This is a genomic window from Serratia sp. (in: enterobacteria) (assembly GCF_051654945.1).
Lineage (GTDB): Bacteria > Pseudomonadota > Gammaproteobacteria > Enterobacterales > Enterobacteriaceae > Chania.
Window position 1 is genome coordinate 33,821 of record NZ_JBOFZA010000105.1, and the last position, 6,000, is coordinate 39,820.

7 protein-coding genes are annotated in these 6,000 nt (G+C 55.0%); 5 read left to right on the forward strand and 2 right to left on the reverse strand.

Annotation, left to right across the window (positions count from 1 at the left end; all coding sequences use genetic code 11):
- The first annotated feature begins 104 nt into the window (after positions 1–104).
- From tnpA to ACRDCA_RS25065, 5 genes are all read left to right on the forward strand, one after another.
- The gene (gene tnpA, locus ACRDCA_RS25045) at positions 105–410 is read left to right on the forward strand and encodes an IS66 family insertion sequence element accessory protein TnpA (RefSeq protein WP_438691951.1); all 306 of its coding nucleotides are present in this window, start codon (positions 105–107) and stop codon (positions 408–410) included.
- Positions 404–742, forward strand: a complete 339-nt coding sequence (tnpB, locus tag ACRDCA_RS25050; protein WP_438691952.1) for an IS66 family insertion sequence element accessory protein TnpB — start codon at positions 404–406, stop codon at positions 740–742. The genes tnpA and tnpB overlap by 7 nt, the downstream gene beginning before the upstream one ends.
- A gap of 60 nt (positions 743–802) precedes the next feature.
- Entirely contained in the window at positions 803–2,359 is a 1,557-nt protein-coding gene (gene tnpC / locus ACRDCA_RS25055; RefSeq protein WP_438691953.1) for an IS66 family transposase, read from the forward strand.
- Between the two features lie 597 nt (positions 2,360–2,956).
- Positions 2,957–4,588: an S-type pyocin domain-containing protein gene (locus tag ACRDCA_RS25060; protein ID WP_438691954.1), complete on the forward strand. Its 1,632-nt coding sequence runs from the start codon at positions 2,957–2,959 to the stop codon at positions 4,586–4,588.
- Complete coding sequence (locus ACRDCA_RS25065) at positions 4,588–4,851, forward strand: bacteriocin immunity protein (RefSeq protein WP_438691957.1); 264 nt, start codon at positions 4,588–4,590, stop codon at positions 4,849–4,851. The genes ACRDCA_RS25060 and ACRDCA_RS25065 overlap by 1 nt, the downstream gene beginning before the upstream one ends.
- A 267-nt stretch (positions 4,852–5,118) precedes the next feature.
- Here the strand turns inward: ACRDCA_RS25065 and ACRDCA_RS25070 are convergent, their stop codons facing one another.
- Positions 5,119–5,436 carry a type II toxin-antitoxin system RelE/ParE family toxin gene (locus ACRDCA_RS25070; RefSeq protein ID WP_438691955.1) on the reverse strand — a complete coding sequence of 106 codons (318 nt, stop codon included), beginning with the start codon at positions 5,434–5,436 and terminating at the stop codon, positions 5,119–5,121.
- The gene (locus tag ACRDCA_RS25075) at positions 5,433–5,684 is read right to left on the reverse strand and encodes an antitoxin (RefSeq protein WP_438691956.1); all 252 of its coding nucleotides are present in this window, start codon (positions 5,682–5,684) and stop codon (positions 5,433–5,435) included. The genes ACRDCA_RS25070 and ACRDCA_RS25075 overlap by 4 nt, the downstream gene beginning before the upstream one ends.
- Positions 5,685–6,000: the final 316 nt, after the last annotated feature.

Sequence of the window (6,000 nt, forward strand, 5' to 3'; positions counted from 1 at the left end):
CGCGCCACATACTCACATTAACGTAAACGTCCGGGTATCTCACCTTGTTGAAAGAACCGGTCCACGGCAGACTGAGCCCCCTTTGTCTTCGGAGCCGGTTTCACATGACTATATCGCATTACGCCTCTCGACAACGCCAGCAGCAACATGCCGCTGATTTCCGTCTCAGCGGCCTTACCCGAACACAGTACGCTGACCTGCACAACCTCAGCCGGTCATCCTTCAATCGGTGGTTGGCCAGATGCCCTCCGACAGAGCACCAGGAAACGCTGGCGGCACCGTTTATCCCTGTCTCCATGTCTTCCTTGCCCAGCAACATTGCTACGGTGACGATCAACCTGAGCCGATGCTCCATCACCTGCCAGCCTGGTCAGTTGCCGGCCATCCTGAAGGAGCTCAACTTGTGCTGAAACCCCACTCCGTCTGGCTGGCACGTGAGCCCGTGGATATGCGCCAGGGTATCGATGCCCTGACCCGTTTCGTCGCAGAACACCTGCCGGGCCCCTGGCAGCAGGGTGCTGCCGTCGTCTTCTGCAACCGGGCACACTCGCGCATCAAAGTACTGCAATGGGATAAACACGGCGTCTGGCTCTGTGGACGTCGGCTGCACCGCGGGCACTTCACCTGGCCCCGCCAGGGAGACGAAACCTGGCTAATGACCGCCGAACAGTTTTCCTGGCTGGTCAGGGGCGTCGACTGGCAACAGGTCGACGGGCTGGCGCTCCCTCAATGGGAAACCTGAGCGTGCTTTAACATCATGATATGACGTGATGTTCGCCGCGGGTTATGGCATGCTGCCGGGATGAATATCGACCCGCTGTTCACCACGAAAAATCCCGACGAACTGCGCTCTCGGGCGTTGGTGCTGCTCGCCATGCATGGAACAACATGGGAGCAAAGGCACCGGGAGCAGGAACGCCATATCCAGGAGCAGGAACGCCGCATTCAGGCGCTGGAAGAGGCCCTGAAAACCGGTTGCCGCTGGCGCTTTGGCAAGAAAAGTGAAGCCTTCCAGGGCGAGCAGCGTCAGCTGGTCGACGAAGATGTCGCGGCCGACGGCGCCGATATCGAGCAGCAGTTGGCCGCATTGCTACCTGGAGTTAAAGACTCGTCGGCCAACTCACCCCGCAGGCAACCGTTGTCTCCGAACCTGCTGCGTGAAGATATCCGTCTGGATCTGGACAACCCTGTCTGCCCTGATTGCAATCATGTGTTACGCTTCCTGCGTGATGAAACCAGCGAGCGCCTGGAGTATGTGCCGGCGCACTTTATCGTCCATCGCACCGTTCGTCCCCAATTCAGTTGTCCGTGCTGCGATACCGTCCATGCTGTACCGCTGCCAGCACAACTTATCGAAAAAGGTCAGCCGGGACCGGGTCTGCTGGCGCAGGTGGTTATCGCCAAGGCCTGCGACCATCTGCCGTTATACCGTCAGCAAAAAATCTACCAGCGGCTCGGCGCTGACATTCCCCGCAGCACGTTGAGCGACTGGTTCGGCACCGTAGGCGCCATGCTGAAACCGCTGGCGGATGCCCTGCAGCGGGACCTGTTGCAGCAACCGGTGTTGCAGGCCGATGAGACGCCGTTGCTGTTGCTCAACCCCGACCAGGGGAAAAGCCAGAAGGGGTACCTGTGGGCATACGTCAGCGCTGCCGGTTCTGCACGGAACATCCGGTTGTATGACTGCCAGCCCGGCCGCGGCGGGCAGTATGCGCAGGCGATGCTCAGCGGTTGGACAGGAACGCTGGTTGTCGATGGTTATGGTGGTTACCGTGCGCTGTTCGACCAGGGAGACGTGCAGGAGGCTGGGTGTTGGGCGCACGTGCGGCACAAGTTCTTCGACCAGTACAAGGCCAACGGCAGTCAGGTAGCGGAAGTGGCGCTGAACGCCATCCGCGAGCTGTACAGGCTGGAGCGACTGATACGACAGCGGGCACCGGAGCAACGCCGGCGGTGGAGGCAGCGTTACGCCAGACCGAAAGTGCAGGCGTTCCATCAGTGGCTGTTGCTCAGGCAACAGGGTACGGCGCCGAACTCGGGGATACGGCGGGCCATCGACTACACGCTGAAGCGCTGGCAGAGCCTGTTGACCTATCTGGAGGATGGGCGGGTGCCGATAGACAACAACAGGACGGAGAATACGATACGGCCGGTATGTGTAGGTAGGCGTAACTGGTTGTTCGCGGGTTCTCTGCGAGCAGGCCAGCGAATGGCGAATATCCTGAGCCTGCTGGAAACGGCGAAGGCAAACGGTCTGGAGCCGGGCGTCTGGCTCCATGACGTACTGACGCGCCTGTCCTCATGGCCAAACAGCCGGCTGGATGAACTGCTGCCATACGCCGGCAACAGCTTCGGTTAATACTTTCCTGCGTACTCGCTGAATTAACTTCAATCGCCCCAGTGCAAGGTGAGATGCCCGGACGTTTACACATTAACTGCGTCCATGCTCACAGTAACTGCAACTGTGCTCACAATCATCACGTCGTGCTCACATTAACTGAGAATGAAATTACCCCCCCATTTTGTGCAAGGCACCACACAACAGGTTCCCTTCTCTCTCCCGAAAATATGTTGCCCGCGAGCCCCTGTTTTATCTGTCACACTGTTCACTGTTCACTGTTCACTGTTTCGCCTGATATTCCAGCCTTACAGGGTGAGAGTAAGGATAATCCTGCTAATTGTCACAAAAAATTAACAATGCATTGTCATTGATTACTGTATAAACATACAGCAACCAAAACCCAGACGAGGGCTAATAATGGACAGTGAAGACAACAAACCAGCAGACAACCTCTCTGATGAAATAACGTCAGAAGAAACAACCGAAAGCAATACGGGCTCACGCAATAAGAGAAGCGCAGGAGTACCCGGATCCTCCGCGCCAATTAAACCCCCAGTCATTGTAATTACCGGAGGGGCAGATAAATTAAAAAAACCGGGAGGCGGAGGCGGGAGTATGCTGGGGCAACCCAAACCGACAACCGATTTGAATGAGAAACGGCGAAGAGAATCAGAACAACTGGCCAAAGCCACAGCAAAGGCCTCAGCGGAGGCATTGAAAAGAACGCAGGCTGAACAGGCCGCGAGAGCCAAGGCTCAGGCAGCCGCGCAGGCGAAGGCTAAAGCGGAACGTGATGCACTGACGGCAAAACTGAAAAAGGAGTCCGATGAGCGCCTGAAAAAAAACAGAAAGCAGGACGCGAAGAAGGCCACTGAAAGGGCAAAAGCAGAGGCAGACCGTAAGGCGGTGGAAGCAAAAGCGAAGGCCGATGCTGCCGCGAGAGCCAAAGCAGCCGCAGAGACCAAGGCGAAGGCTGATGCTGCCGCCAAAGCCAAAGCAGCCGCAGAGACCAAAGCGAAGGCTGACCAGGAAGCCCTGTTTGCGAAAGCTGGTGTGAAGCCAGCCCCGGCGTACACCCGGCAAATGGTGGCAAAGGCTAATACCGCGATGAAAGCGCCGGGTGGCATGGTGCTGAACCAGGCTCCGGGCTCTTTCCAGCTGGCGATGGCAGGAGCCGGTACCTGGACGGCGGCCGGTGACGTGGCGGGTAACATTGCAGGCTGGTTCAGTAAGGCGCTGTCAAAACTGTCAGTGCCGGAGGTCAGCCCGTGGCTTCTGCACCTTTCGCTGGGCTCCCTGTGGTTCCACTCAGAACCGGCAGGTGAAGCCAGCCAGACTGACATAGACCGTCAGACAGGCCGCAACTGGGATGCGGTGTTTGCGCTGAACGCGCAGCACCTGGTGGGCCAGGGCGTGAAAATCGAACCGGGGGCGAAAACGGTAAACCTGCCGGTTCGCGGTCAACTGGTGAACAGCAACGGGCAGCTGGCACTGGCGCTGCTGAAAACCAGAAATGGTGCGCTATCGGCAGCAGTACCGGTACTGAATGCGGTGCGTGATGCGACAACCGGGCTGGACAAAATCACGGTGCCGGCCGTATCAGGCGCCCCAGCGCGGACCATTCTGGTGAACCCTGCTCCGGCCCCGTCTAAACCGTCAAATACCGGTAACCAGAAGCCGGCACCGGTGACGCCGGTGCACACCGGGACGGCGGTGAAGCCGGTGGAAATGCCGGTGTCGACGACCACGCCGATGGCGGATGTTGGCAGACTGCGGGACTTTATCTACTGGCGTCCAGACGCAGCCGGGACGGGTGTGGAGCCGGTGTATGTGATGCTGAGCCGGGATCCCCGAGATTTACCGGGAAAAGTGACAGGCAAAGGACAGGGGACCGGAGAAAAATGGCTTAATGATGCAGATAAAGAAATTGGTGTACCGATCCCGAGCCAAATTGCGGACAGGCTGCGTGGGCGAGAGTTTGCGAACTTTGATTCGTTCCGCAAGGCATTCTGGCAGGAAGTGAGTAAAAATCCAGCATTAAGCAAGCAATTCATTGTTTCTAATCGTAGCCGTATGGCTGTAGGTAAGGCATCGAAAGCACGTAAATTGGATGCCGCCGGTAAGCGAACTTCTTTTGAAATTCATCATATAAATGAGATATCCAAAGGCGGTGATGTTTACAATATAGATAATTTGCGAGTTATGACACCGAAACGGCATGTTGATATTCATAAAGGAGGTAAATGATGGATCTTAAAAATAATATTACTGAATACAGCGAAGCTGAGTTTATTTCATTATTGAATGAAATATTCAAAGAGAATGTTGCTGAAACAGATGATCGCCTAGATATTCTACTGGAACACTTCGAGAAGATCACAGAACATCCAGAAGGGACGGATCTGATCTATTACGCGCCATCGGATGCCGAAGCAACCCCTGAAGCAATAGCTAATCGAGTCAAAGAGTGGCGTGCCAAAAACGGCAAACCCGGCTTCAAGCAAGGGTGATGATAGGGGCACTGAGTTGCTTTATAACAGTTAAGTATTAATGGTCATTTCAGTAACGTTCAGCAAACGAGGGTTTGTTGGACGTTTTCTTTCTTGGTTGTTTTGTCATTTTCAGAAGACGACTGCACCAGTTCACAGGGCTGACCGCCCAATGTGCAGTCGTCTTCTGAGCAGGTTTCGTCAGGAGTCCTGTGCACAAAACGTCATGAAGAGACGAAATTGTCCAGAACTCCGGTGCCCAATACCTCTTCCTTCGACTGCCGCTCATTAACTATTTCTGTTGATCCTCTCTGCCAGTCGAGTCATGAGATCCATGCGTTCATGAAAAATCGCCACGACCAGTGCGGGCGCACTCCCACGTGGCAGGCAGAAAACATAGTGATGTTCACAACGCGCCATCCGTAACTCAGGAAAGAGTTCGCTCATATCCCTGAAAGAACCACGCCCTGCTGCAAGACTGGCAATGTCATGTTCCAGCTTGGCGATATAGCGGCGTACCTGTACAGTGCCCCACTGCTTTCGCGTGTAGCGGATGATGCCGCGTAGATCTGCTTCTGCCTCCGCCGTGAGTAGATAGGTCGTCAAGCGCGATCCCCACCGAGTTCTTCATCAAGAATTTCGTCTATGCCCCTGGTGGACACCTTCCCCGCAAGTCCATTGTTGATGCGGTTTCCCAGCAGGTCTTTCAGTTCCTGCCATGCCTGATCAGTATCGGTATCACCGGGGAACAAACGTTCGAGAGCGTATTGTTTGATGGTCTTACCTTGCAGGGCGGCCATCGCCTTCAGGCTTTGGTGCTGCTGGGCTGTTATGTCAATTGTCAAACGGCTCACAGTGTCATCTCCTTTAAAATACACAAACCCACATTAGCACATATGTGCTAATGAAACTATCAGACAGCCTTGTCCATCAAACGAATGTTTGACGGTCATGCCGGAATCAGTCCTACAACATGCTTGTTTAATGGGTTGTCGGACATTAAGATAAGCGGACGGAATGACGGACAAATGGTAAGCGCCCCATCCCGGACGTCTTGAGAAGATTGTCTTGTCTGGTAACAATCGCGTCCATCTAAATATTGATGGACGCGAACGATGAATTCCGGGACAAAAGACGTGACTTGCTATCGAGCTTATTTACCAGATGCTC